Origin of the sequence: Metabacillus sp. KUDC1714 (assembly GCF_014217835.1) — a bacterium.
GTDB classification, from domain to species: domain Bacteria; phylum Bacillota; class Bacilli; order Bacillales; family Bacillaceae; genus Metabacillus; species Metabacillus rhizosphaerae.
This window is the reverse complement of the sequence record NZ_CP055263.1, coordinates 1,768,195-1,789,805: the sequence shown is the minus strand read 5'-3', so window position 1 is coordinate 1,789,805 and position 21,611 is coordinate 1,768,195. Positions and strand designations below refer to the sequence as shown.

Here is a 21,611-nt window from a genome sequence, read left to right as displayed (position 1 = left end):
CAGAATTGAAGGTAGTCTGATCTGGTCTAAGCCTCAAGTCTTAGATGAAAATAAAGCTAGCGCTCGTTATGAGGATTTTCAAAAGTAGGTAAGATAAGGACATAGAAACGAACACAAGTTGAAAGGAGGAAATGAGAAATGAAAAAATTTGGTTACTTACTTTTAGGCGGGGTGGCAGTGGTTGTATTGCTTTCAAATCTTGCCCCTATGATCGCATTAGGAATCAGCCTACTTATCATGTACTACGCATATAAAGGCTTTATCAAAACAAATTCAACATTTAATAAAGTTGTCTTAGCGATCATTGGTGTCATTGCATTATTTGCATCAGCATCTAACCTTCCAGCTATCTTAGGATTTGTTGCTGTTTATGTCCTATATATTGTCTTTAAAAAATGGAAAAACCCAACAGCAGCTAAAAAAATGGAAGATAATGATCCATTCACAAACTTTGAAAAAGAATGGAATGATCTTAAAGGGAATTTGTAATAGAAATAACAACTTAAAAGGAGAGATAATAATGGCAAACATTTTTACTAGAATAAGGGATTCAATTTCAGCTGATCTTCATGAGGTAATCGATCAAAAGGAGCAAAAAAACCCAATATCTGTGCTTAATCATTATTTAAGACAATGTGAAAATGAAACGGATAAGGTACGTAAGCTTGTTGAACGACAATACCTATTAAAGGAAGAGTTTAATCGTGAATACAATGAGGCAGTGCATTTAGCTGAAAAGCGTAAGCATCAAGCTGAAATTGCTTCAAAAGCTGGAGAAGCAGAGCTTTATGAATTTGCTCTAAAGGAGCAAACTTATTACGAGGAACGAGTTGCGCGTTTAAATGAATCACGTGGGCAAACAAATCGTCAACTTGAGGAGCTTGAACAAAAATATGAAGAGATGAAGCATAAGCTAAAGGATATGCATATTAAACGTATGGAGCTTATGGGTAGAGAGAATATGGCTCGTGCCCACCACCGTATGAACAAAGTTGTAGATAACAACAGCTATTCGACAAAGGCATTCTATCGTTTTGAAGAAATGGAAAGCTATCTTGATCGTTTAGAGCATCAAGTAAATTCAGCTTACCATCGCAATACAATTGATGCACGAATTGCACAGCTTGAAAAACAACAGAAAAACCAAGAAACAAATACTATTTCATAATTAAAACATGGTATGCTAATAAGGCGTAGGTTTCTACGCCTTATTTATTGCTAAGGAAATTATAAAATTCTTGTACTGTGGATAAGCGCACGACATCCAGCTCCAGCGCCTAGCCCCTCTAGGGTCTAGCTAATTTAGAATTGAAGGCAAAGGACGCCTTCTATTCTAAATCATCTTATTGCCCGAGGCTGATCAAGGCGCTTGCGCTTTTGTTCAGCATAAACTAGGCATTGCAATCTTAAGATATAAGTCAATTCATAATGGAAGGTAATTGCACCTTCTATTATGAATCGACTTATGTTTCTAATTACGCTATTTCATTGGAAGGAGGCTATCTCATGCTACGAAACATTAAATCAGATTACTTAAACTGGATCATTTTAATAGGGATTCTCCTCCTTCTATTAGAGGTCTTGTTTTTTAATGGAGGCTTAATTGTCACATTTGTTTTATCGATTGGCTTTATTTATTTAGGAAGGAAGTGGAAGCCTCGATTTGTGGGGAAGGCCTTCTTTTGGATTGGTTGGATTTGGCTTATCGGAACGGTGCTAAATATGATGACCTTTCGCTATTTTCTATGTGTCGTCCTTTTATATATAATCGTGCAATTTTTTCAATCACAAAAGCAGCCTAAAGTAATTAAGCCTGTTATTTTAGAGGGCAATTTTAAAGCAGAATCAGAACCTTATTTAAAGAGACAAAAGATCTTTGAAAATAAATTCTTTACGAGTCAGCAGACACCGGAGCATGTTTATGAATGGAATGATGTAAATATCCAGGTTGGCATTGCGAACACAGTCATTGATCTTAGTGATACCGTATTACCAAAAGGGGAAGCGATTATAGCAATTCGTAATTTAGTCGGTAATGTTCAAATCCTTGTTCCGTATGAGGTTGAAGTTCATATCAATCATTCGATTATGGCTGGAACTGTAGCGGTTTTTCAGGAGCAGGAGCAGCGAGTTATAAATGAGACCATTGTCTATGAAACCGCAGAATATGAGTCTGCCGAACAGAAAGTGAAGCTTATTACCGCAAGTATTACAGGTAAACTTGAGGTGAAGCGAGTATGAGTATTATCCAAAGACAGATTCTGCTCGCTGCAATTTTTTCACTTGTGTTATTTATTTTATTTTCGATTATGTTTTTTATTGCGTTTCCTTTGGGGAGCTGGAGTTCATTGTGGGAGAGGAGGGTGATCGATTTACCCTTTATCTATATTGTTCCAAGTGTATGCCTTCTGTTGGGAGTATGTTACGGGTTAATATTAGGGTATTTTTGGAAAAAACAACTTCTTACTGTTGAAACAGCAGTAAGGGAGCTTGAAAAGGGACGTACAATACCAGTTGAGCCACATGCAATTCCTGAAGTTCATGATATTTGGGTTAGAATTGAAAAGGTGCAAAAACATATATTTGAGCAAACTAAGCTTTCTCAGAAGCTAGCAAATGAAAAAGCAGAGGATCAGGAAAAAATAATCCAGGAAATGGTATCTCAAGAAAGAAATCGATTAGCCCGTGAGCTTCATGATTCAGTCAGTCAACAGCTATTTGCTGCCTCTATGATGATGTCGGCGATTACAGAATCAAAGCCACTATCAGATGATAGAGAGTCAAAACAGTTAAAATTAATTGAGGAAACAATCCACCAATCACAGCTTGAAATGAGGGCTCTGCTTTTGCATTTACGTCCTGCCGCTTTAAAGGGAAAGTCACTTCAGGAAGGTGTTCAGGAATTATTGGTAGAATTAATACAAAAGGTGACTATGAATATAAAGTGGAAGGTAGAGCCGATCCCACTGGATAAAGGGGTTGAAGACCATTTATTCAGGATTCTTCAAGAGTCTGTATCGAACACCCTTCGTCATGCAAAAGCAACAAGCCTTGATGTCCTGTTAATTAAACGGGATGATTTTGTCATTATGCGAGTAACAGACGATGGCATTGGTTTTGAGGTTGATGAGGGGAAAACGGGATCTTATGGCTTGCAAAATATGCGCGAACGAGCAGTTGAAATTGGTGGTACATTGAAAATTGTTAGCTTGAAAAACAAGGGAACAAGGTTAGAGGTAAGGGTTCCTGTATTGCAGATAGAGGGTGATGTGGAATGATAAAAGTGGTATTTGTTGATGATCATGAAATGGTAAGGATTGGGGTTTCTTCTTATTTATCTGCTCAGCCGGACATCGAAGTCATTGGTGAAGCTGATAATGGTAAGAAAGGTGTCGAGCTTTCGCTTAGCTTACGTCCAGATATTATTTTAATGGATTTAGTGATGAAGGAAATGGATGGAATCGAAGCAACAAAACAAATCATTGAGGCATGGCCGGAGGCAAAAATTATTATCGTTACAAGCTTTCTTGACGATGAAAAGGTATATCCAGCATTAGAGGCTGGGGCAACAAGCTATTTATTAAAAACGTCAAAAGCAAGTGAAATTGCGGGTGCTGTCCGCTCGACATTTCATGGGCAATCCATTCTTGAACCTGAAGTAACGGGAAAAATGATGATGAAAATGCGTCAAAAAGATGTAACACATCCTCATGATCAATTAACATCCCGAGAAATGGAGATTCTTATGCTAATGGCTGAGGGGAAATCAAATCAAGAAATTGCTGATGAGTTGTTTATTGCCTTGAAAACAGCTAAAACGCATGTGAGCAACATATTAAGTAAGCTTGAGGTACAGGATCGTACACAAGCAGTCATCTATGCTTTTAAGCATTCACTAGTAAAATAGAAGTAAGTACTTAAAATCTGTTACATATATCAAAAGGCTATATCTTATATTTGGGGTGAGACAAACATGCATAGAAATCAAGAGTTATATCATTTTTTAATGGAGAATTCCCAGCAAATGACTGAGGATTGGTATAGTATGGTTGAAGATCAAGATGCTAGCTCGATCTATTCTACAAAAGATCCTAAGATTATCAATACTTTAAAGGAACAGAACCAAGATTATTATCTTCATTTACACAAACTTTTTATTGAGGAAGAAAGTCAGTTTTTTAGTGAGTTTGAGAAGTGGTCTAAAGAGCTTGCAAGTGATCAAAAACACTTAAACACACCTGATCATTATGTTGTGAGAGAATTTATGAGAACCCAAGATGTATATACCAATTATATTAATAATTTCTATAAACAAAATATAGAAAAAGTCAGTGTTGATCAATTATTCTCTTGGCTTGACATCATTAGAAAAGTTTTTAATCTATCCATTTATATTTATATTGATGAGGCTCATAGAAACACGATGAAACAACTAGAAGCACAAAAACAAATGATTAACGAATTGAGTTCACCTGTTATTCGCTTGCAAAATAAAACGGCCTTACTTCCTTTAATTGGGGATATTGATACAGCACGAGCTAAATTAATTTTAGAAAATACATTAATCCAATGTGCTGAACTTAAAATTGAGCATCTATGTATTGATTTATCAGGTGTCGCGATTATTGATACAATGGTTGCCCATGAAATTTTTAATCTAATTAAAACACTAAAGCTGTTAGGTGTAAAATCAACATTATCTGGAATAAGACCAGAAATTGCCCAAACGGCTATCCAGTTAGGCCTTGATTTCGATGAAGTAAGAACGACTGCCTCACTAGCCAATGCGTTAGAGCAGATAAATACGTAACACTAGAAAATAATAATTATTTTAAATAATATCTTTTTGACCTAGTTTTCGTATCTAGCTTCAGCACCTAGCCCCTCGAGGTCATAAGCCACTCATGAATTGAAGGTAAAGAACACCTTCTATTCATGAGCGTCTTATTTGCCCAAGGCTGATCAAGGCGCTTCCGCTTTTAATTAGCCGCCCAATCCTCAATATCCCATACCTTTGTTACCCAATCCTCATAAAAATCAGGTTCATGGCATACAAGGACAACTGTGCCTTTATATGCTTTAATGGCACGTTTTAATTCTTCTTTTGCTGTGACATCAAGGTGGTTTGTTGGTTCGTCAAATAACAGCCAGTTGCTTTCATTCATTTGCAGTTTGCAGAGACGAACTTTTGCTTGTTCTCCACCACTTAACTGAGTTAATGGACGTGAAATATGTTCATTTTTCAGTCCACAGCGTGCTAAAAGAGCTCTAACTTGATGCTGATCTAAATGTGGGAATGCGTTCCAAACATCATCAATCGGTGTGATGGAATCTGCTTTTACCTCTTGCTCAAAATAAGATGGGAACAGGAAGTCTCCACGATTAGTCGTTCCGCCTAATGGCTCGATTTTTCCGAGAATTGTTTTAAGTAAAGTCGACTTTCCAATTCCGTTACAGCCAACAATCGCAATTTTTTCGCCACGTTCAATTGTCATCGAAAGCTTTGGTAATAATGGTGTATCATAGCCAATTTCAAGATCCTTTGCTTCAAATACATAGCGACTACTACCTCTAGATTCCTTAAATTCAAAAGTTGGTTTAATTGCTGTTTCAGGACGATCAATCCGTTCAATTCGATCTAATTGTTTCTGACGGCTTTTTGCACGACCTGTTGTTGAATAGCGTGCTTTATTTTTAGCAATAAAGTCTTCTTGCTTTTTAATGAATTCCTTTTGTTTTTCATAAGCATGAAGATGTTGATTTTTATTAATTTCTGCAAGCTCAAGGAACTTTTCATACGTAGCAGTATAACGTGTTAGCTTAGCAAACTCTAATTGAAAGATCACATTGGAGACACCGTTCATAAATTCAGTATCATGAGAGATTAATAGAAAGGCATGTGGGTAATCTCTTAAATAAGTGCTTAGCCAACGGATATGTTCAACGTCTAAGTAGTTTGTCGGCTCATCAAGTAATAAGACATCAGGCTGCTCAAGTAAAAGCTTGGCAAGTAATACCTTCGTACGTTGACCACCACTTAATGCAGATACATCACGGTCAAGACCAATTGCATCAAGTCCTAAACCCCTAGCTGTTTCTTCAACCTTCATATCTAATAAATAAAAGCCACCAGCATCTAAACGATCCTGAATTTCAGCCATTTTCTCTAATAATTCCTCTAGCTCTTCAGGTGTAGCTGTTGCCATTTTGTCTGTAACAATATTTAATTCTTTCTCCTGCTCAAAAAGCGGAAGAAATGCATCGTTTAAAATATCACGAATTGTTTTTCCTTTTGTTAAAACTGTGTGCTGATCAAGATAGCCATAACGAACTCCAGGAGTCCATTCTACACGACCAGTGTCGTGAATTAGCTGCCCTGTAATAATATTCATTAAAGTAGATTTCCCTACTCCATTAGCTCCAACAAGACCTACTCGTTCACCTGCTAATAGGCGAAGCGATACATCCTTAAATAACGTACGGTCACCAAAACTGTGACTGAGATTATCGATCGAAAGTAAACTCATTTCTTTTTAACCCTCCAAGAGTAACAGTATCTTTGCTCATTCTACTATTTTCTTATTTAATATGCTACTGGTAAACGAATGAAACAATGGATAGTATTCTTACTAAAAAGTGAGATCTTATGTCGTATTCAATCAATCTAATTAGATTTCCAATACAATTACACATATAATAGAAGAAGGAAATAGGTTTTGAAAGGATGTTTATATGAGTAAAACAGTCGTTCTAGCAGAAAAGCCTTCAGTAGGAAGAGATTTAGCTAGAGTGTTAAATTGTCATAAAAAAGGAAATGGTTTTCTGGAGGGAGATCAGTATATTGTCACATGGGCACTCGGCCATCTTGTCACATTAGCTGATCCGGAAAGCTATGGCGATAACTATAAATCATGGCGGTTAGAAGATTTGCCGATGCTACCAGCACCGCTAAAGCTAGTGGTGATAAAAAAAACAGGCAAGCAATTTCAATCAGTTAAGACACAGCTTTTACGAAAAGATGTACGTGATATTGTTATTGCCACTGATGCAGGTCGTGAAGGAGAGCTTGTTGCCCGTTGGATTATTGAAAAAGCACGAGTGAATAAACCAATAAAACGTTTATGGATCTCATCTGTTACCGATAAAGCAATTAAAGAGGGCTTTCGAAAATTAAAAGCTGGGAAAGAATATGAAAATTTGTATGCATCAGCTGTCGCAAGAGCAGAAGCAGACTGGATTGTTGGCTTAAATGCAACAAGAGCCTTAACAACTAAGTACAATGCTCAGCTTTCATCTGGACGTGTCCAAACACCTACACTTGCCATGATCGCTCTGCGTGAAGAGGAAATAAGAGGCTTCAAGCCGAAAAAATATTATGGAATGAAGGCTATCACTAATAACCGATTAACGCTTACGTGGCAAGACGCTAAAACAAATGATACGAGAACCTTCACTGAGCAACAAATCGATGAAAAGCTAGGGAAGCTAAAAGGTAAGTCAGCAACAGTTGTTGATGTAAAAACAACGCCTAAAAAGACCTACTCACCGGCACTCTATGACTTAACAGAGCTACAACGTGATGCAAATAAACGTTACGGCTACTCGGCAAAAGAGACGCTTTCCATCATGCAAAAATTGTATGAACAGCATAAGGTGTTAACATACCCGAGAACTGACTCTCGATATATCACGAGTGATATTGTTGAAACAATCAAGGATCGCTTAGAGGCATGTCGAATAAAACCGTATGCACAGGTTATTGCTAAAATTACGAAGCAACCTATAAAAGCAAATAAGTCATTTGTTGATGACGGGAAGGTATCAGATCATCATGCGATTATTCCAACTGAAGAATCTGTGCCACTGAGTGCTTTAAGTGATAAAGAGCGCAAAATTTATGACTTAGTCGTAAAGCGTTTTTTAGCAGTGCTTTTACCTGCCTACCAATTTGAGCAGACTGTTGTTACAACTAAAATTGGTGATGAGCAGTTTACTGCAAAGGGAAAGAGAATTCTCACACAAGGCTGGAAGGAAGTCTATAGTGATTACACAGATGAGGACAATGAAGATGAACAAAAGCTACCTGCATTATCAAAAGGGGACCTGCTGTCAATTGTTTCATTAACAAAAACCACTGGTGAAACAAAGCCTCCATCACGGTTTAATGAGGCTGCACTCCTTTCGGCGATGGAAAATCCAACAAAGTATATGGCTGGAGAGAGCAAGGATTTAATTAAAACAATTGGAGAAACTGGTGGACTTGGAACAGTTGCAACAAGAGCGGATATTATTGAAAAGCTTTATAGCAGCTTCCTAATTGAAAAAAAGGGTAAGGAAATCTTCATTACTTCAAAGGGGAAACAGCTATTAAAACTTGTACCTGAAGACTTGAAATCACCAGTATTAACAGCAGACTGGGAGCAAAAGCTAACAAAAATCTCAAAAGGCACTCTATCGAAGCAAGCCTTTTTAAATGAAATGAAGCATTATGCAAAAGAAGTTGTAAATGAAATAAAAAATAGCAAGCAAACCTATAAACACGATAATATCACAGGAAGTAAATGTCCTGAATGTAGTAAGCTTCTCCTAGAAGTGAACGGTAAAAAGGGAAAAATGCTTGTATGTCAAGATCGTGAGTGCGGCTATCGCAAAGGTGTTTCAAAAGTAACCAATGCACGTTGTCCGAATTGTCATAAAAAGCTTGAACTTAGAGGTGAGGGAGAAGGCCAAATTTTCGTGTGCCGTTGTGGGCATCGCGAGAAAATGTCTACCTTCCAAGAAAGACGAAAAAAGAATCAAAATAGTAAGGTTTCGAAAAGTGATGTTGCGAAGTATATGAAAAAGCAGGATGATGACTTTACAAATTCAGCACTAGCTGATGCTCTTGCGAAGCTTAATTTAAAAAAATAGCGTAAAGGATGTAGGTCATGACACGTAAAATTGGGCATATCACGATTCTTGTAAAGGATTATGATGAGGCGATTGATTATTATACAAATACATTAGATTTTACGTTAATTTCAGATAATTCGTTTGGTGAAGGTATGCGTTGGGTAACTGTTGCTCCCGCTAAGCAACACGAAACAGCCATCGTATTTGTTGAGGCTGATACCGATGATAAGAAAGAACGTGTTGGCTCTCAAGCTGCTGGGCATGTTTTTCTTGTCATTGAAACAGATGATTGTATCCGCGATTATCAGAATATGAAGGAAAAGGGTGTCACCTTCTTAGGTGAGCCAAAGGATATGCCTTGGGGAATTGAAGTTGTGTTTGAGGACCTATACGGTAATCGATATGACTTACTTCAGGTAAAAAGCTATTAAGATAGGAAGATAGAAAGTGCCAATAATAAAAACCGATATGTTTATTTATGCACCGCGTGACATTTGTTTTGATGTTGCACGAGATATTGATATACATACTCAATCGACAAGTCACACAGATGAACGAGCAATCACTGGTGTGACAAGTGGATTGATTGGGTTAAACGAGACGGTAACCTGGGAAGCCATCCATTTTGGAATGAAACAAAAGCTAACAGTCCGAATCACTGAATACGATTTTCCATACCGCTTCGTAGATGAAATGGAAAAAGGGGCATTCAAACGCTTTTACCATGTTCATGAGTTTGTTGAAAAAGCGAATGGAACACTTATGATCGACACCTTTGATTATACTTCTCCATTTGGTGTGATCGGCAAGATGGTAGACCAGATGTTTTTAGAGCGGTATATGAAGGAATTTCTAATAACAAGAAATCGCTATATAAAGACGATTGCTGAAGAGAAAGTAAGAGAGAAATAACGCCGTGCGAATGCGGCGTTTTTTTGCGTGGAAAGATGGGAGCAGGCTTCGGATTGGCTCGGTAACGTGCATCGCCATCGTGCGATTCAGTTCGAAGTTTGTCGAATGATAGAATAATTGACGAAGTTGCAAAATTATAGTGCAAATTTGCAAAATCCCTCTGTAGAGTTGCAAAATTATGGTCAATTGTTGCAAGATTGTTTTCGGAAATTGCAAAATACCATTCTCGACCACAAAAATTCTTATCCTTTTTTGCAGGATTCCAGTGGAAAATAGCGAATAAAGTTGGAAAATGAGATTGGAGTGATCAAATGATTAGTAAAATACGTACGATTCCCCTATCAATTCTAAAATTGCAAGCATTGTTACGTCGCCTTCCACCTACCCATCCGAAGTTTCTCCTCATCAAAGAAAATCTATCAAAAAGGCTTGCAGGCTATAAAGGAGAAAAGGCTATTGATTATCCATTAAGCTTTCTCCCGGAAAAAGATTACTACATTCTGCACGATCTCCGCTTACATGATTCAACCCACTATTTTCAACTAGATACATTATTGATATGTCCTAATTTCATTATCCTTTTGGAAGTAAAGAATATTGCAGGTACCATCTATTTTGACCAAGAATTTCACCAGTTAATCCGTACACATGATGGCAAAGAAACTGTTCTAAAAGATCCGCTCATTCAAACAAGTCGTCAAGAGTTACAACTTAAAAAGTGGCTAACAAAAAACAAATGTTCAAAAGTCCCCATTTTATCTTTAATTGTTATTAGCAACTCGAATACACTTATTCGTACCTCCCCAGAAAACCACGATCTGAATCAAAAGGTTATCCACCATCATTTTCTCCCGACAAAAATTAATCAGTTAAAGAAGGATTTTCCTAATAAAATGCTTTCAGAGAAAGAAATGAAAAAGACGATTAGAATGTTACAAAAGGAACATAAACCTTTAGATCAATCAATTTTAGATCAATTTGAAATTCAGTTTGATGAGATTCTTAAAGGTATATTTTGTCCTTTATGTCATCATCTTTCTATGTTAAGAATCCATGGGACCTGGTTTTGTGGTCATTGTAAGCATAAAGAAAAAGCTGCACATCTTTCTGCGCTAAAGGATTTCTATCTCCTTTTTGGTGCAGAAATAACCAACCATAAGGTAAGAGAATTCCTGCAAATTTCTTCACCCTTTCTCTCATCAAGGCTGCTTCATTCTATGGAACTTTCTAATAATGGGACAACAAAAGACAGAGTGCACCATTTGTCTTTTGAAGATTTAAGTAATGAATAATTTATCCATAAAAAAACGAGCCGAATTTTTATGGCTCGTTTTCTTGCACTGGTTTTAAATTAAGCTTTTCGGTTTTGACATCATCTTAAAGAATGGGACAACGAACAAATGGAATATAGTCATATGTGCAATAACCACGTTCGCTAAATATGATAGTCCGAACAGGATCTGACCTGTTAAACCAAGATCAAATGTCATATATGAAATAAATACGATCCACATTGCGAATACAACTGGGATATGGCAGATGGCTAATTTTCTGTTTTCTTTCCATAAAAACAATGGTGTAGAACTAGAAATTAATAAATAAGCGAAAAATACATCCATATTATTCAGCTCCTTATATTGTTGATACCGTTTTCATAATTGTGTCAAAAAAAAGGACAATTTGTGAACTTTTTGTTACATTTAATATATCATATCTATTCCCGATAATAAAGGGAAAAAAACCTAAAAAATGAATGAGGGAGAAAAGAATATGGCATGTTAAGCATTAAATATTGACTGAAATAAATTGTATGCAGTATAAGTGAAGATGGAGTGTTAATCTATCATAGAGAAAGTGAAATCATTTAGTTGTGTATGACTACCTATTATGTCAATACCCACTAGATAATTGTTTTAAGCTTGAAAGGTGGTTTGAATGAAGACAACGAAAGAAATATCTAGAAAAAAATTACTTGGTATTGCCGGCTTGGGCTGGATGTTTGATGCAATGGACGTAGGGATTCTTTCATTTATTATTGCTGCTTTGCAAAAAGAGTGGAATTTAACTACTTCTGAAATGGGTTGGATTGGTAGTGTCAATTCAATTGGTATGGCTGTCGGTGCGTTAGTATTTGGCTTAATGGCCGATCGAGTTGGGAGAAAGCATGTGTTTATTATCACCCTCCTTCTTTTCTCAGTGGGAAGTGGTTTATCAGCATTTACAACCTCTTTAGCACTATTTCTAATTTTGCGCTTCTTCATTGGGATGGGATTAGGTGGAGAGCTACCGGTTGCATCTACACTTGTTTCAGAAAGTGTACCTGCCCATGAACGTGGAAAAGTTGTGGTGTTATTGGAAAGCTTTTGGGCAGGTGGGTGGCTAATTGCTGCACTTATATCCTACTTTGTTATTCCTAGCTTCGGTTGGCAAGCAGCGTTATTATTAAGTGCCCTTCCAGCCTTCTATGCTTTATATTTACGTATGAAGCTGCCTGACTCACCACGTTTTCAAGCAATAAATGTGTCTAAACAAAAGGAATCTTCTATAAAGAAAATCGCAAAAGTATGGGCAAAGCCTTATATCAAGCAAACGATTATGCTTTGGATCCTATGGTTTTGTGTTGTTTTCTCCTATTATGGAATGTTTCTTTGGCTGCCAAGTGTGATGGTCATGAAAGGCTTTAGTCTTATTAAAAGTTTTGAATATGTATTAATTATGACACTTGCACAATTGCCAGGCTACTTTATCGCAGCATATTTAATCGAGCGAGCAGGACGGAAATTTGTACTAATTACCTTTTTAGTTGGCACAGCAGTCAGTGCCTATTTCTTTGGAAATGCAGAGACACTCCCATTGTTGCTAACTTCAGGTATTTTCTTATCCTTTTTTAACCTAGGAGCATGGGGTGCGCTATACGCGTACACACCTGAGCACTACCCAACAGAGGTCCGTGGTACAGGCTCGGGCTTAGCTGCCTCATTCGGAAGAGTGGGAGGAATCTTAGGTCCATTAACAGTTGGATATTTAGTTGCAGCAGAGGTGCCGATACATACAATCTTCTTTATATTTGCAGTATCGATTTTAATTGGTGCCCTTGCTGTACTATTACTTGGTGAGGAAACGAAACAAAAAGAGCTAGTATAAGTTAAGACCCTTTTGTAGAGGTTAGTTAAAAGCTAATCTCTATTTTTGTTTTTGTATGAGGGAAGCCACTGAACTCGTTTAAGCATTTTCAATGCCAAAAAAGAATGGAATAGGTATGCTAGAACTAGTTTGACAAAAGGAGGATAAAGCTTTGAATAAGGTTATTGAAACAATACTTGAACATCGTTCGATTAGAAAATTTGAAGATAAGCTATTGACAGACGAGCAAATAAAAGCAATTGTCCAAAGTGCCCAAGCAGCCTCGACTTCAAGCTTTGTGCAAGCATACTCAATTATCGGGATAAAGGATAAGCAGAAAAAGGCTCGGTTGGCTGAACTTGCTGGCGGACAAACATATGTAGCTGAAAATGGTCACTTTTTTGTATTTTGTGCAGACCTTTATCGTCATCAAGTAATCGCAGAAATTAATGATCAGGATGCGGGGGAGGTATTAGAAAGCACGGAGAAGTTTATGGTCGCTGTAATTGATGCTACTCTAGCTGCGCAAAATGCAGTGCTTGCAGCTGAGTCAATGGGGCTTGGCGCTGTGTATATAGGTGGTTTAAGAAATCAGCTTAATGAGGTATGTGAATTGTTAAAAACACCAGCTCGAGTTTTACCGCTATTTGGAGTTGCGATTGGTTATCCAGTGCATAAGCCTGATCAAAAGCAGCGATTGCCAATAGAGCATATTTATCATGAAGATGAATATGAGCAAGATAAAGCACTGTATTTGGCTCAGTTAGAACACTATGATCAAGAGATATCAGCCTATTATGAAAAACGAACAAACGGGGAAAGAAAGGATACGTGGACTGGTCAGATGGCGGGTTTATTAGCTAGACCAACAAGAATGTATATGAAGGAATTTGTCAAGAATAAAGGGTTTAATAAACGGTAACACAAAAGGTCTGATTATTCACATCAGGCCTTTTTTCATGACCGAAATGACATCATTCTTTAAAACAACAGTCTAATATTTTACAAATATAGTATAATTGGTGAAAATAATGCATTGTGGGGGTGGAATAGTGAAAAAAATCGCGGTAATCTTTCTACAGTTCATAACAGCCTGTATCGGAATTGTTGTATTTGGAGCACTGCCGTCATTATTTGTTGCAACATACACAGGCGAAAACCATTTTTATTTATTTATCGAAACAATAAAGAGGATCATATATAGTCTCATCCATTTTGATCAAATGACCTTTCTTATAAACGGGGAAGAATATAAGGTATATCCATTTATCGTAGAGGGTGCATTTTATTCGTTAACTCTCATATTTTCTGCTTTAGTGCTTTCATACATAGCTTCAATTCTATTAACAGTTGGGACGATGCAATTCCCAAAATGGGTTAGAGAAAAAATTAAAATGGTCATTTTTTTCATTGAGTCATTACCTGATATTCTTGTTGTGCTACTGTTACAGCTTTTCATTATTACTATTTTTAAAAAGACGGATGTTTTACTAATGAAGGTTGTGACAGTTGGTGATTCACGTGCATATTTATTACCCATTATCTGCTTAGCCTTGTTACCAACTATTCAACTTTATCGAATAACAATTCATTTATATGAAGAAGAATTATTAAAGGATTATGTTTTACTAGGTAAAGCTAAGGGGTTAAAGTACACTTTCCTATTAATCATCCATATGTTAAGAAATACGATAATCTCATTGTTTTTCCATTTGAAAAAAACAATATGGTTCATGCTTTCTACGTTAGTTGTTGTTGAGCTCTTATTTGGTATTTTTGGGATTACCCATTATTTAACCAACTATATGATCCCTGAGATCTTTACCTTTATTCTGCTATTTATTTTTGTACCAATCTTTATCTTTTATCACCTTGTGAAATGGATACTTGAAAGAACGATCAAAGGTGGTGAAGTCTTATCATGATAAAGCTATTTAAAAACCCTTTCTTTTTAATAGGATTTTTATTTGTTATGGGACTATTAAGTACTAGCTTTATTTATTCAGAGATTGTCGATCATAAGGTTCGCCAAATTTATCATATATTTGGTGAAGGGAATGAACTAATCGATTCTGCGCCGATAGCACCTAGAAAGGAAACTCCTCTTGGTACAGACAAACTAGGTTATGATATGTTAAGCAAAATAATAATAGGTGCAAAATTTACGATTATTGCAGCCTTTGTAATAGCAGTCTTGCGAATGATGATCTCAATTCCACTCGGCTTAGCTTTAGGCTCCTATTTTTCTAGGTTACAAAAGTTTGTGAATAGCTTAGTTGATGTCTTTCACTTTATTCCGTTAACGATTATTGCTTTATATTTACTGAGCCCAGTTCTTATTCAATATCCAGGTGCTGTTACATATTCCTTATTAGAGCGAATGTCCATCGAAGTTGTCGTGCTAACATTATTAACCATCCCTATTTTAACAGTCTTAATAGGCAACGAAACAAGCGAGTTTTTTAAAAGTGAGTTTGTATTAAGTGCGAGAACATTAGGGGGGACACGGCGTCATATTTTGATAAAGCATATTTTCCCGCTGTTAAAGGCCAGATTTTTGATTCTCTTTGGACAGCAATTTGTGCAAACATTAATTGTCATGGCACACCTTGGATTGTTTAATCTGTACTTTGGCGGGACGTTAATGTCTGATCCAGGTGCATTAGAGGGTGACCCGCCACAATCATTAACAAATGAATGGTCTGGCTTGATCGGTGGAACAAAAATTTTCCTACAATGGGCTCCATGGATTCCATTAACACCAATTGTCTGTTTTGCGCTAACGATTCTTGCAGTTACATTCATGGTTGAAGGGTATTCAAGAGTGACTACAGGAAAACAGGTTTATTTTAAAAGGAAAAAGGTAGATAGTAAATCAATGAAACATGAAGTTAAAACTAAATCAATCGATTTTACATTTCTTAATAAAACATCATAATTTAGTCAAAGTCTAAAAGGAGGTTAATGCGTTGAAAAGTAATCGACTATTACTAGTGTTTATGGTCATTAGCTTGGGCCTTCTAATCTCATCCATCTTATATAGCATTTTTCATGAGCGTGATCCATACAAATATCACACAGGCTTAGGGAGTGAGCTTGCTATTTCGCCAAATGATGAAAAACTAGCTTTTTCTTACTACCTTGATGGTAATGAAGCCATTTATACAGCAAACTCTGATGGAACCGAAATAACGAAAATTAGTAAAGAGGAAGAAGGTAGGGTCCATACAACGCGATTTTCCTTTGACGGAAAGAAGGTCGCCTATTTAAAGGAAAATAGTGAGGGCATTCAGTCATTAATGATAATGGATGCCGATGGAAGCAACAGCAAGCAGCTGACGAAGGAAAGTCTGCATGTATCTGATGCGGTTATTTCTCCAGTAGGTGATACCATTTATTACATTGCTATGCCTGCTGCGGACTATAAAAAGGCAGAAGGAGAAACGAAAGAAGGATATGATTTATTTGCTGTAAACATGAATGGAAAAGAAGGAGAGCAAATAACAAACAAAGATCATTTTTCAATGAATAACCTTTCCATCTCGAATGATGGACAACAGTTGTTTTATAGCTTATTTGAAACGAAAGAAGAGCTATATACCTTTACAATTAATGAGAAGAAGCAATTAAAGGTAGAGGCAGCCGCAGGAATTAGTGCTGATATGTATTCAGCCGTATTCTCACAAGATAAGAAACTCCTTGCGTTTACTGCTGTTTCAGAGGCATCGGAAAACAGCTCATTATTTGAATATGAGTTATATTTAAGGAATACTGAAACAAAAGAAACAAAACAACTCACACATTTAAAAACGAGTGTTCAGTCACCCGTCTTTTTTCACCATACAAATAAGATTGCCTTTCTTGAATATAAAAACTGGCCAGGTGATCCGGAACAATATCAACTTATGACTGTTTCAATCGAAGGAGAGGAACCTGTACTCATTGATCTAGAGCTACCAGCATCTGAAGAAAATCATTGGTTTATGAAGACAGTTGATTTTCTACTAAGTGATGCAGCAATAGCTGTTTATTATGTCCTACTCTTAGGTGGGATCACCGTTTATTTACAAAGGAATTCAGGCAAAGTCTTTTTACCTTCATACTTCAGTATCGGTCTTGCTATACTAATTTTTATTAGTAGCTTTGTAATAGGTGCCATTACAAATCCATGGTTTGGGATAGGGTTAGCGATGGTTGCTATCACACTATTCATATGCTCTATTTTACTTTTAGCGTTTGCTTTTATTGTAAAAAGAATTGTAAAGCCGTTCTGACTTGGGTCGCTCAAATATGTCATTTGAGCGGCCTTTTATTGTTTGTTTTCTGGATGTGATGGTGGTGGTTTAAAAAGAAGTGAAAGTGGTTCAATATTCGAGAAAATAGGTTTAATCAAAGCGATAAGTGATTCAATTCTAGAAAAGTGAAATTCAATGGTTCAGTCAAAAACAAAGTGGGGTAACCATTAAAACTTGCTCCAACTTATGTATTCCTAACATCAGATCATTCAAGATAAGTAAACGGTGGAGAATATCATTCCCTATCATTCGACATATGTCTGACATTACGAGAAAGTTATCCAAAATATAATGTCTTTTTATGAATAATTTGTGAAAATGGTGACGAACGTCCTGTGTATAACCTGTGAATAGTGGGTAAAAGTCCTAATATATATTGTGGCGAACGTGTGTACCCGCACAAAATGTGGATAGAAATTGTGGATATGTTGATAACTTTTGTGGATAACTTGTTGTTAATTGAAAAAATGGTTGTTAATATCTGAATTTTTAAAGCGTATAAGTGGAAAACCATTTAGTATAATGAATTTTTAAGAGTTTTTAGTTTAGTTACCCACAATTGATAATGAATTTTAAAGGGGGTGGCTTAAGGGCCAGTTCCTTTTTTGTGGATGAATGGAAAGAGAAGAATACTTCTACATTTTTCTAATGGATCAATAAAGACTTTCTCGCTTTCTAAAATCATGAATGATGCCATTCGTTTTGACACAATCTAATTTAAGCGAATAAAAAAGGACGTGTACGAATGGCGAAAAATACGTATGAATGCATCATTGTTGGGGCAGGTATTGCTGGATTGCAGGCTGCCATTCAGCTTGGAAGGTATATGCATAATGTTCTTGTAATTGATAGTCAAAATGGAAGGTCTAATCTTTGCAGAGGGTATCATAATATCCTTGGCTGGCCCGATGGAGTAAGTGGACAGACACTTAGAGAGTTAGGTCAAAAACAGGCAAAAAGCTTAGAGATCGAATTTATGAATGATCTTGTGATTGAGGCAGAAAAACATGATAAGGAAATTTTACTTCGAACAAAGCAAGGAACAGAGTATAAAACAAAAACCTTGTTAATTTCGACTGGGATAAAAGATCAGATTCCAACTATCAAAGATATCGAACCCTGCTTAGGGATATCTATATATGTTTGTCCTGATTGTGATGGGTATGAGGTTAGGGATAAGCATGTTTTATTATTAGGATCAGGAAGTACTGGAGCAAATCTTGCTTTAACATTAACTTACTGGACAAACCAAATCACATTCATTAATCATGATTCAAAGGAACTTGAACAAGATATGAAAAATAAGCTTATGCAACATAATATAACGATCATCAATGAACAAATTGCAGCAGTGATCGCTGAAAATGAATCATCATTTAAAGGTGTTAAGCTGAAAAATGGTCAAACTGTTAGTGGGGATAGAGGATTTATCGGATTTGGCGGCAACCATGTTCACTCTGAGTTAGCAAAGCAACTAGGAGTCGAGTTGCTAGAGAATAAGCATGTCCTAGTAGATCCGCGAACAAAAGAAACAAATATTACAAATGTGTGGGCTGCTGGTGATGTTGTTGCCCATTCAGAACAGGTTACAATTGCAATGGCTGATGGATGCCAGGCAGCAATCTGGATCCATAAACGACTTTTGAAGGGTACATAAAAAAGTACGTTTTACCTTAATCCCTTCGTCTTGTATGATAGTATACAAGCAGATAATAAAAGGGAGCGGAGGTCATGAAAAAAGAAATTGAAGAGCTGTACGATGAAGTTTATGAGTCGATTGCAAACTACCATCTCAAATCACTTCAATATGCAAAACAGCTTTCAGAAATGCCTGGAACTCAACGTGAAGAAGAGACTGAAAAGCTAGAGCGCATTGAATTTGCTCTGCAAGCTGCAAAGGATATTTTAGAAAATATGATGACCCCTGGGACAACCATGACAATCATGCATCAAAAGGGCTCGATACAGATTGATTTGAATAAATGAAGGAAAAAAGTAAATAGAGGATAACTTTTTGTACTTAGTTTTAGTGTCTAGCTCCAGCGCCTAGCCCCTCGGTGTCATAAGCCACTCAGGGCTGATCAAGGCGCTCTGAGCTTTTCTTATTTCCCCTGCCTAATCTCTCCAGGTGATTTACCCATAAGCTTGCGCGTTACTTTGTTTAAATAATTTGCATTTTTGTAGCCGACTAATTGAGCAATTTCGTCAACCGTGTATTTCGTATGTTGCAGAAGCTCGATCGATTTTTGCAGGCGAATATTGGTTAAATATTGAATAGGTGTTATGCCTGTTTCTTTTTTGAACGTCCGTGTAAAGTGATATTTCGATAATTGTGAAGCATCGGCCATTTCCTCTGCTCCAATTTCATCTTGATAGTAATTTCTTGCAAATAATGCAGCACTAATGACACCTTCTGACCAATCTTCCATTAGCTTATCACTATTTGAAAGATAGACATATAGCTCCATAATGAAATTATAGGCTATGCTTGAACCTTCGTATGCATTGGTGATTTTCTTTTCTTTTGCATCATCATAGATTTTTTTAACTAGCTTAATCGGTGTAGATTCAGGATGAAAACGAACAAATTGATTTCCAGAGTTTTTTACAAAACTCCAGCAGCGTTTTGCTTCATTTCCATAAAGAGTTAAATAGATAAATTCCCATTTCTCCGAATCCTTAGGTAAATAATAATGATAATTACTTGGACTACTAACAATAAATGCATGTCCTGCTTTTACTTGGTGGATCTTACCATCAATATTGATTTCCCCATGTCCTGATAAAGTGTATTGAAAGATATATTTTTCTTGGTCCTTTCTCTCAGTACCACTCCAATTATAAAGCGAAGATTGTTGCTCGTCCCAACCTACTGACCATATTTGGGCTACGTGATTGACTTGTTGATCCGTAAACCGAAAAGCGATGGCTCCAGTTTTCTTATCCATAGCAAAATAATCCCCTGTTTCTACCCTTTTTCTGAGCGTTGAAGCAAAAAAAGGGTGATTTGTATAAGTTATTCTATTTTATAAGGTTATTAAACACTGATTTATTTAAGAGTGAAAGTAAATTCGAGCAAATATGTGCTAATTTCTCAATTTAATTTTACCATTGTAACGAGTGAGAAGGAAATTTACAATTATAACTAATAAAAGATTATGATCTAGAAAAAAAGGATAGGTCTCTAATAAATAAGATATAATGAAGGGTGATTTTCATGCGACAACAAATGATGGAACAATTTACAAAGCTATTTAACACAGAAAATGATATTCGAACTTTTTTTGCACCTGGTCGAGTGAATTTAATTGGCGAGCATACTGATTATAATGGTGGTCATGTTTTTCCTTGTGCACTAACATTTGGAACTTACGCTTTGGTAGCATTACGAAATGATCAAAAGATCCAAATGTATTCAATGAATTTCCCTGATGTTGGCATCATTTCTTTCTCAATTGATGAGGGGATAACCTTTAAGAAAGAGCATGATTGGGCAAATTATCCAAAGGGTGTTATAAAAGAATTTGTCGATAAAGATGTAAACTTAGGTCAGGGCTTTGATGTATTATTCTATGGCAATATTCCAAATGGAGCAGGTTTATCCTCTTCTGCCTCAATTGAACTTGCTACAGCTGTTATCCTACAAGGTATCTATGAAACAAACTTCGCAACTGTTGAACTTGTAAAGATGAGTCAGCATGCTGAAAATGAATTTATCGGGGTAAGCTGTGGAATTATGGATCAATTTGCGATTGGGATGGGCAAGGAAAACAATGCGATATTATTGAATTGTCAAAGCTTAGAGTATCAATATAGTCCGATCCTGCTTAAGGATGCATCGCTTGTTATAGCAAATACAAATAAACGTAGAACACTAGCGGATTCGAAATATAATGAACGACGTTCTGAATGTGAGCGTGCCCTAGAAGATTTACAAAAAGAGCTTCCAATACAATCTTTAGGAGATTTAACGCCAGAGCAATTTGAGAGCAATCGCCATTTGATTCAAAATGAGATTGATCAGAAGCGAGCCAAGCATGCTGTTTATGAAAATGCTCGTACCATTCAAGCTGTAGAGAAGCTCCAAGAAGGGGACATATCAAGCTTTGGGAAGCTAATGTGTGATTCCCATACTTCATTAAGAGATGATTATGAAGTAACAGGCTTTGAATTGGATACATTGGTTGAAGCTGCGATGAATCAGGCTGGTGTCATTGGTTCGCGTATGACTGGAGCAGGCTTTGGTGGTTGTACAGTATCAATTGTCGAAAATGATAAAATAGAAGCGTTTATTGAAGAAGTAGGAAAAAGCTACAATGAAAAAACAGGTTTAACAGCTGAATTTTATGTAGCGAGTGTAGGCGACGGCGCAAAAGAGTTAAAATGAAT

The 21,611-nt window shown here is 36.6% G+C and carries 21 protein-coding genes; 18 read left to right on the top strand and 3 right to left on the bottom strand.

Translation table 11 applies throughout. The features are described from left to right. Nucleotides 1-138 precede the first annotated feature (138 nt). The 6 genes from HUW50_RS08510 to HUW50_RS08485 all read left to right on the top strand — a co-directional run bounded on the left by HUW50_RS08510 (nt 139) and on the right by HUW50_RS08485 (nt 4,810). A complete protein-coding gene (locus HUW50_RS08510; protein ID WP_066338256.1) occupies nt 139-489 on the top strand; it encodes a lmo0954 family membrane protein in 351 nt (116 codons plus the stop codon). Nucleotides 490-520: 31 nt separating this feature from the next. After that, nucleotides 521-1,168, top strand: coding sequence for a PspA/IM30 family protein (locus tag HUW50_RS08505; RefSeq protein ID WP_066338255.1), 648 nt, complete (start codon nt 521-523; stop codon nt 1,166-1,168). Between the two features lie 338 nt (nt 1,169-1,506). Continuing rightward, entirely contained in the window at nt 1,507-2,241 is a 735-nt protein-coding gene (liaF, locus tag HUW50_RS08500) for a cell wall-active antibiotics response protein LiaF (RefSeq protein ID WP_185653836.1), read from the top strand. Beyond that, nucleotides 2,238-3,278 (top strand): sensor histidine kinase, encoded by a 1,041-nt coding sequence (locus tag HUW50_RS08495; RefSeq protein ID WP_185653835.1) that lies wholly within the window; start codon nt 2,238-2,240, stop codon nt 3,276-3,278. The genes liaF and HUW50_RS08495 overlap by 4 nt, the downstream gene beginning before the upstream one ends. Continuing rightward, nucleotides 3,275-3,907, top strand: coding sequence for a response regulator (locus tag HUW50_RS08490; protein ID WP_066338246.1), 633 nt, complete (start codon nt 3,275-3,277; stop codon nt 3,905-3,907). Before HUW50_RS08495 ends, HUW50_RS08490 begins: the two co-directional genes overlap by 4 nt. 66 nt (nt 3,908-3,973) lie before the next feature. Next, nucleotides 3,974-4,810 carry an STAS domain-containing protein gene (locus HUW50_RS08485; protein ID WP_066338242.1) on the top strand — a complete coding sequence of 279 codons (837 nt, stop codon included), beginning with the start codon at nt 3,974-3,976 and terminating at the stop codon, nt 4,808-4,810. Nucleotides 4,811-4,979: 169 nt separating this feature from the next. Here the strand turns inward: HUW50_RS08485 and HUW50_RS08480 are convergent, their stop codons facing one another. Beyond that, complete coding sequence (locus HUW50_RS08480; RefSeq protein WP_066338238.1) at nt 4,980-6,527, bottom strand: ABC-F family ATP-binding cassette domain-containing protein; 1,548 nt, start codon at nt 6,525-6,527, stop codon at nt 4,980-4,982. Between the two features lie 205 nt (nt 6,528-6,732). Here HUW50_RS08480 and HUW50_RS08475 point away from each other — a divergent pair, with 205 nt between their 5' ends. The 4 genes from HUW50_RS08475 to HUW50_RS08460 all read left to right on the top strand — a co-directional run bounded on the left by HUW50_RS08475 (nt 6,733) and on the right by HUW50_RS08460 (nt 11,096). Then, complete coding sequence (locus HUW50_RS08475; protein ID WP_185653834.1) at nt 6,733-8,910, top strand: DNA topoisomerase III; 2,178 nt, start codon at nt 6,733-6,735, stop codon at nt 8,908-8,910. 17 nt (nt 8,911-8,927) lie between these two features. Further along, nucleotides 8,928-9,323, top strand: coding sequence for a VOC family protein (locus HUW50_RS08470; RefSeq protein ID WP_066338231.1), 396 nt, complete (start codon nt 8,928-8,930; stop codon nt 9,321-9,323). A 16-nt stretch (nt 9,324-9,339) separates the two neighbouring features. Beyond that, on the top strand, nt 9,340-9,804 hold the full coding sequence (locus HUW50_RS08465) for an SRPBCC family protein (protein ID WP_066338229.1): 465 nt from the start codon (nt 9,340-9,342) through the stop codon (nt 9,802-9,804). A gap of 311 nt (nt 9,805-10,115) precedes the next feature. After that, entirely contained in the window at nt 10,116-11,096 is a 981-nt protein-coding gene (locus tag HUW50_RS08460; RefSeq protein WP_066338226.1) for a nuclease-related domain-containing protein, read from the top strand. A 54-nt stretch (nt 11,097-11,150) separates the two neighbouring features. Here the strand turns inward: HUW50_RS08460 and HUW50_RS08455 are convergent, their stop codons facing one another. Continuing rightward, on the bottom strand, nt 11,151-11,423 hold the full coding sequence (locus HUW50_RS08455; protein WP_066338218.1) for a spore morphogenesis/germination protein YwcE: 273 nt from the start codon (nt 11,421-11,423) through the stop codon (nt 11,151-11,153). A gap of 316 nt (nt 11,424-11,739) precedes the next feature. On the opposite strand from HUW50_RS08455, the gene HUW50_RS08450 reads away from it, so the two are divergent. The 7 genes from HUW50_RS08450 (at nt 11,740) to HUW50_RS08420 (ending at nt 19,208) form a co-directional block, all read left to right on the top strand. Then, nucleotides 11,740-12,948, top strand: coding sequence for an MFS transporter (locus tag HUW50_RS08450; RefSeq protein WP_066338216.1), 1,209 nt, complete (start codon nt 11,740-11,742; stop codon nt 12,946-12,948). A gap of 151 nt (nt 12,949-13,099) precedes the next feature. Continuing rightward, nucleotides 13,100-13,849 (top strand): oxygen-insensitive NADPH nitroreductase, encoded by a 750-nt coding sequence (nfsA, locus tag HUW50_RS08445; RefSeq protein ID WP_066338214.1) that lies wholly within the window; start codon nt 13,100-13,102, stop codon nt 13,847-13,849. Nucleotides 13,850-13,979: 130 nt separating this feature from the next. Further along, the gene (locus HUW50_RS08440; protein WP_066338212.1) at nt 13,980-14,852 is read left to right on the top strand and encodes an ABC transporter permease subunit; all 873 of its coding nucleotides are present in this window, start codon (nt 13,980-13,982) and stop codon (nt 14,850-14,852) included. Further along, nucleotides 14,849-15,865, top strand: a complete 1,017-nt coding sequence (locus HUW50_RS08435) for an ABC transporter permease (protein ID WP_066338210.1) — start codon at nt 14,849-14,851, stop codon at nt 15,863-15,865. Before HUW50_RS08440 ends, HUW50_RS08435 begins: the two co-directional genes overlap by 4 nt. Nucleotides 15,866-15,896: 31 nt before the next feature. Continuing rightward, nucleotides 15,897-17,201 (top strand): TolB family protein, encoded by a 1,305-nt coding sequence (locus HUW50_RS08430; protein ID WP_066338202.1) that lies wholly within the window; start codon nt 15,897-15,899, stop codon nt 17,199-17,201. Between the two features lie 766 nt (nt 17,202-17,967). Then, complete coding sequence (locus HUW50_RS08425) at nt 17,968-18,879, top strand: NAD(P)/FAD-dependent oxidoreductase (RefSeq protein ID WP_066338200.1); 912 nt, start codon at nt 17,968-17,970, stop codon at nt 18,877-18,879. Between the two features lie 74 nt (nt 18,880-18,953). Further along, nucleotides 18,954-19,208 (top strand): hypothetical protein, encoded by a 255-nt coding sequence (locus HUW50_RS08420; RefSeq protein WP_066338198.1) that lies wholly within the window; start codon nt 18,954-18,956, stop codon nt 19,206-19,208. 116 nt (nt 19,209-19,324) lie between these two features. Here HUW50_RS08420 and HUW50_RS08415 read toward each other — a convergent pair whose 3' ends face one another. Further along, nucleotides 19,325-20,170, bottom strand: coding sequence for an AraC family transcriptional regulator (locus HUW50_RS08415; RefSeq protein ID WP_066338196.1), 846 nt, complete (start codon nt 20,168-20,170; stop codon nt 19,325-19,327). Nucleotides 20,171-20,439: 269 nt separating this feature from the next. Between HUW50_RS08415 and HUW50_RS08410 the strand changes: the two genes are divergently transcribed. Continuing rightward, nucleotides 20,440-21,609: a galactokinase gene (locus HUW50_RS08410; RefSeq protein ID WP_066338191.1), complete on the top strand. Its 1,170-nt coding sequence runs from the start codon at nt 20,440-20,442 to the stop codon at nt 21,607-21,609. The last annotated feature ends 2 nt before the right edge of the window (nt 21,610-21,611 follow it).